The organism is Peterkaempfera griseoplana (assembly GCF_001418575.1).
GTDB classification, from domain to species: domain Bacteria; phylum Actinomycetota; class Actinomycetes; order Streptomycetales; family Streptomycetaceae; genus Peterkaempfera; species Peterkaempfera griseoplana.
Window position 1 is genome coordinate 1 of record NZ_LIQR01000423.1, and the last position, 5683, is coordinate 5683.

Genomic DNA, 5683 nt, shown 5'->3' on the forward strand with positions numbered 1-5683 from the left:
CAAGCCGTTCAGCCTGGAGGAACTGATCGCGCGCATCCGTGCGATCCTGCGGCGCACCGGCGGCCTGGCCGAGGACGGCAGGCTGGTCGTGGCCGATCTGGAACTGGACCCGGTCGGCCACCAGGTGTCCCGCGGCGGCCGTCCGGTGTCGCTGTCCCCCACCGAGTTCAAGCTGCTGCACTACCTGATGGCCAACGCCGGACGGGTGGTCTCCAAGATGCAGATACTCGACCATGTGTGGGCCTACGACTTCGGGGGCGACCTCTCCATCGTCGAGTCCTACATCTCCTATCTGCGCCGCAAGCTGGACCCCGGCACCGGGGAGACGCCCCGGCTGATCCACACCGTGCGCGGCATCGGCTATGTGCTGCGCCGCCCGCCGCAGTCCCAGGTCTGATCCGCCGTGCGACCGCCCGCCGTCCGCCTGCCGCAGCTCTCCCTGCGCTCACGGCTGCTGGCCATGACGCTGGTACTGGTCGCGCTGGGGCTGGCCGTGAGCGACACCGTGGTGGTCGGCGCCGTACGGGTCCAGCTGGTGGACCGGCTCGACCAGCAGCTGCACCGGTTCGGGGAGCCGCTGGCACGCCGGGCCGCGGGCCGGCTCCCGGAGAACGCCGTCGTCCGGCTGCCCGTCGGCTCGGCCGCGCGGCTGCCGAGCCAGTACACGGTCCGGTTCCTGGACGCGGACGGCAGTGCGGAGCAGACCCTGCGGCAGCCGGTGGCCGAGGGGGACCCGGGTCCGCGGATACCGGACCTCACCGGCCGCAGCCTGACCGGCCTCATGGGCACCGCCTTCGACATCCCGGGGGAGCAGGGCTCCGGTCGCTGGCGGGCGCTGGTGCTGCCGGTACGGGACCGGGTCTCCGGCGCTCCGGCCGCCGTGCTGGTGGCGTCGTCGCTGGCCGAGGTCGACGCGACCGCGGGCAAGCTGCGCACCGGGTTTCTGCTGATCGGCGGCTCGGTGCTGCTGCTGATCGCGCTGGCCGGCTGGTTCGCGGTGGGGGCGGGCCTGCGGCCGCTGCGCCGGATCGAGGAGGACGCGGCGCTGATCGCGGCGGGGGAACTCTCCCGCCGGGTGCCGCAGCCCTCGCCGCGTACCGAGGTCGGCCGGCTGTCCGCGGCACTCAACGGCATGCTGGCCCGGATCGAGGCGGCCTTCGCGGCCAGGGCCGAGTCGGAGGCCCGGATGCGCAGCTTCGTCGCCGACGCCTCCCATGAACTGCGGACCCCGCTGGCGAGCATCCGCGGTTTCGCCGAGCTCTACCGGATGGGTGCGCTGCCCGCCGAGGCCGATGTGCAGCGCACCATGGCACGCATCGAGCGGGAGGCGCTGCGGATGGGCGGGCTGGTGGAGGACCTGCTCACGCTCGCCAGGCTGGACGAGCAGCGGCCGCTGGAACTGGCCCCGATGGATCTGCGCAGCCTTGCCGCCGACGCGCTGCACGACATCGTGGCGCTGGACCCGGACCGGCCGGTGGCCCTCACCGGCCCGGGCGGGAAGGGCGCCCCGGGGGCGGCGGTGGTGCTGGGCGACGAGGCACGGCTGCGGCAGGTGGTGGCCAATCTGGTGGGCAACGCGGTGGCCCACACCCCGCAGGGGACTCCGGTGCGCATCGGGGTGGGGACGGCCGACGGCGGCGGGGTGCTGGAGGTCGCCGACCGGGGGCCGGGGCTGACGCAGGACCAGGCGGCTCGGGTCTTTGAGCGCTTCTACCGGGTGGACGCCTCCCGCAGCCGCCAGCACGGCGGCGGCGCGGGACTGGGGCTGGCCATCGTGGGTGCGCTGGTGGCGGCCCATGAGGGCAGGGTGGACCTGGTCACGGCGCCGGGGGACGGGGCGCTCTTCCGGGTGCTGATCCCCTCCGCCTGACCGGTGCATCGGGCTCCGGCAGGGCCGGCCCGCAGGGGCCCTGCGGGCGGTACCGGGCAGGCTCGCCGCGGCGCCGGCGGCTCACGCCGGGTGACCGACTTCACGCCCTGCGGGGCCCGTTCGGGCGCATTCACTCCATCCGCATGGGTGATAATCCTACTGAGCTTGTGAAAGTGTTCACGTTCACAAGCGGACAAGCACGGCAGGCAGGAGTGACCTGTGGATCTTGCGCTGGCTCCCGAGACGATCGCCCGTTGGCAGTTCGGTGTCACCACCGTCTACCACTTCCTCTTCGTTCCGCTGACCATCAGTCTGGCCGCGATCACCGCAGGCCTGGAGACCGCCTGGGTCCGCACCGGCAAGGAGAAGTACTTCCATGCCACCAAGTTCTGGGGAAAGCTCTTCCTGATCAACATCGCCATGGGCGTGGTCACCGGCATCGTCCAGGAGTTCCAGTTCGGCATGAACTGGTCGGACTACTCCCGCTTCGTCGGCGACGTCTTCGGCGCCCCGCTGGCGATGGAGGCGCTGATCGCCTTCTTCTTCGAGTCCACCTTCATCGGGCTGTGGATCTTCGGCTGGGACAAGCTCCCCCGCAAGCTGCACTGCGCCTGCATCTGGATGGTGGCCCTGGGCACCGTGCTCTCCGCGTACTTCATCCTCGCCGCCAACTCCTGGATGCAGCACCCGGTGGGCTACCGGCTGAACCCCGCGACCGGCCGGGCGCAGCTCACCGACATCGGGGCGGTGCTCTTCCAGAACACCACCCTGGTGGTGGTCGCCCACACCCTCGCCGCGGCGTTCCTCACCGGTGCCGCCTTCATGGTGGGCATCTCCGCCTTCCACCTGTGGCGCACCCGGCGGCAGCTGGCCGCGGGGGAGACCGTGGACGCCCGCAAGACCCTGGTCATGCGGACCTCGCTGCGGGTCGGCCTGGTCGTCGCGGTGATCGCCGGGCTGGGGACCGCGCTCAGCGGGGACAGCCTGGGCAAGGTGATGTTCGAGCAGCAGCCGATGAAGATGGCCGCAGCCGAGGCCCTGTGGGACAAGGAGGCCCCGGCGCCCTTCTCGGTCTTCGCCGTCGGCGACGTGGCCAAGGGGCACAACACGGTCGAGGTGGAGATCCCGGGGCTGCTCTCCTTCCTGGCGCACTCCGACTTCCACTCCGAGGTGCCCGGCGTCAACGACGTCGCCGCCGCCGAGGCCGCCAGGTACGGCGGCAGCGCCAAGGACTACGTGCCCAACGTCCCAGTCACCTACTGGGGTTTCCGCTGGATGATCGGGTTCGGGATGACCTCGCTCGTCTGCGCCCTGGCCGGCCTCTGGCTCACCCGCACCCGGCGCTGGGTGGCGCCGGAGATGCGGACGGCCCCGGACGAGGTGCCCCGGCTGATGCTCACCCGGGACCGGGAGCTGGGCCCCGCGCTCACCGCCTGGAGCTGGCGGATCGCCGTGCTCACCATGGGCTTCCCGCTGATCGCCAACTCCTGGGGCTGGATCTTCACCGAGATGGGCCGTCAGCCCTGGGCGGTCTTCGGACTGATGCGCACCTCCGACGCGGTCTCCCCCGGGGTCTCCACGGCCGAGCAGCTCACCACCCTCACCGGCTTCACCCTGCTCTACGCCGCACTGGCCGTCGTGGAGGTGAGGCTGCTGGTCACCTATGCCAAGGCCGGGCCGGTCAGCTCCGAGCGCCCGCCGGCGCAGGACCCGACCCTGCGCGGCCCCTCGGCCGGCGGCGGCGACGCGGCCGCGGCCGAGGACGCCGACAAGCCCCTCGCCTTCGCCTACTGACGGTCCGTCACACAATCCGGGAGACCGCGGCCATGCACCTCCACGACGTCTGGTTCGTCATCATCGCCGTCCTGTGGACCGGCTACTTCTTCCTCGAGGGATTCGACTTCGGGGTCGGCATCCTCACCCGTCTGCTCGCCCGCGACGAGCGTGAGCGCCGGGTACTGATCAACACCATCGGCCCCGTCTGGGACGGCAACGAGGTGTGGCTGCTCACCGCGGGCGGAGCCACCTTCGCGGCCTTCCCCGACTGGTACGCCACCCTCTTCTCCGGCTTCTACCTGCCGCTCTTCGCCATCCTGGTCTGCCTGATCATCAGGGGCGTGGCCTTCGAGTACCGGGCCAAGCGGGACGGTGAGCGCTGGAAGCGCTCCTGGGAGCAGGCCATCTTCTGGGCCTCGCTGCTGCCCGCCCTGCTCTGGGGCGTGGCCTTCGCCAACATGGTGCACGGCGTCGCCGTCGACCACGGCAAGGAGTACACCGGCGGCGTCCTCGACCTGGTGAACCCCTATGCGCTGCTGGGCGGGCTGGTGACGCTCTCCCTCTTCACCTTCCACGGTGCGGTCTTCACCGCCCTCAAGACCCTCGGCGACATCCGCCTGCGGGCCCGCGCCCTCGCCCAGTGGCTGGGGCTGGCCACCGTGGTACTCGCCGCGGCCTTCCTCACCTGGACGCAGGTCCACACCGGCAACGCCCGCAGCCTGGTGGCCCTGGTGCTGGCCGTGGCCGCCCTGCTGGGCGCGCTGCTGCTCAACCGGGCGGGCCGGGAGGGCTGGGCGTTCGCCGGCTCCGGAGTGGCGGTGGTGGCCACCGTGGCCATGTTCTTCCTGGCGCTCTACCCCGATGTGCTGCCCTCCACCCTGGACCCGGCCTGGAGCCTCACCGTCACCAACGCGGCCTCCTCCGCCTACACCCTGAAGATCATGACCTGGGTGGCGGCCTTCTTCACCCCGCTGGTGCTGCTCTACCAGGGCTGGACCTACTGGGTCTTCCGCCGGCGGATCGGCGTCCAGCACATCCCCGGCCCGGCCACGACGGTGCCCGCAGCGGCCGCAGTGGACCAGCCGTGAAGCCCGTCGACCCCCGGCTGCTGCGGTACGCCCGTGCCACCCGCGGCTTCCTCGCCGGGGCCGTACTGCTCGGCACGCTCGGCGCCGGCCTGGTCATCGCCCAGGCCGGGCTGATCGCCGGGATCGTCGTACGGGCCTTCCAGCAGCACGCGGACCTCGCCGACCTCCGCACACCCCTGCTGCTGCTCGCCGCCACCGCCGCCGGACGTGCCGCCGTCGCCTGGCTCACGGAACTCACCGCCCACCGGGCCTGCGCCTCGGTCAAGTCCCAACTGCGGCTCAGGCTGCTCGACCACGCCACCCGCCTCGACCCCGCCTCCCGCAGCGAACGGCGCACCGGGGAACTCACCACCCTCGCCACCCGCGGGGTGGACGCCCTCGACGACTACTTCTCCCGCTACCTCCCCCAACTGGCCCTCGCCGTCACCGTCCCCGCGCTGGTGGTGCTGCGCATCCTGGGCGCCGACTGGCTGTCGGCCGCACTCATCGCGGGCACCCTGCCCCTGGTCCCGCTCTTCATGGTGCTGATCGGCCTGGCCACCCAGAGCCGGATGGACCGCCAGTGGCAGACCCTCACCCGGCTCTCCCACCACTTCCTGGACGTCGTCGCCGGGCTGCCCACCCTCAAGGTGTTCGGCCGGGCCAAGGCGCAGGCCAAGGCCATCGCCGCGGTCACCGACGACTACCGCAGGGCCACCATGCGCACCCTGCGCATCGCCTTCGTCTCCTCCTTCGCCCTGGAACTGCTCTCCACCCTCTCGGTCGCCCTGGTCGCCGTCTCCATCGGCTTCCGGCTGGTCGACGGCAGCCTCGACCTGAGGACCGGCCTGCTGGTGCTGATCCTCGCCCCCGAGGCCTACCTCCCCATCCGCCAGGTCGGCACCCACTACCACGCCAGCGTGGAAGGGCTGGCCGCCGCCGGCCAGGTCTTCCACGCTGGCGTGGTAGT

5 protein-coding genes are annotated in these 5683 nt (G+C 71.9%); all 5 read left to right on the forward strand.

What is annotated here, in order from left to right:
• The coding region (locus AOK09_RS28450) for a winged helix-turn-helix domain-containing protein (protein ID WP_169797075.1) at positions 1 to 397 on the forward strand (397 nt) is incomplete at its 5' end.
• Between the two features lie 6 nt (positions 398 to 403).
• Positions 404 to 1870, forward strand: a complete 1467-nt coding sequence (locus tag AOK09_RS28455) for a sensor histidine kinase (protein WP_322973217.1) — start codon at positions 404 to 406, stop codon at positions 1868 to 1870.
• A gap of 219 nt (positions 1871 to 2089) precedes the next feature.
• The gene (locus AOK09_RS28460) at positions 2090 to 3664 is read left to right on the forward strand and encodes a cytochrome ubiquinol oxidase subunit I (RefSeq protein ID WP_055590114.1); all 1575 of its coding nucleotides are present in this window, start codon (positions 2090 to 2092) and stop codon (positions 3662 to 3664) included.
• A gap of 32 nt (positions 3665 to 3696) precedes the next feature.
• Positions 3697 to 4734 (forward strand): cytochrome d ubiquinol oxidase subunit II, encoded by a 1038-nt coding sequence (gene cydB, locus AOK09_RS28465; protein ID WP_055590115.1) that lies wholly within the window; start codon positions 3697 to 3699, stop codon positions 4732 to 4734.
• On the forward strand, positions 4731 to 5683 hold a 953-nt coding region (locus AOK09_RS28470; protein ID WP_245687514.1), incomplete at its 3' end, for an ABC transporter ATP-binding protein/permease. The genes cydB and AOK09_RS28470, both read left to right, overlap by 4 nt.

Excerpts from the sequence above, each read along its gene's own strand:
- cydB (WP_055590115.1), top strand. The coding sequence starts at position 3,697 with ATGCACCTCCACGACGTCTGGTTCGTCATCATCGCCGTCCTGTGGACC.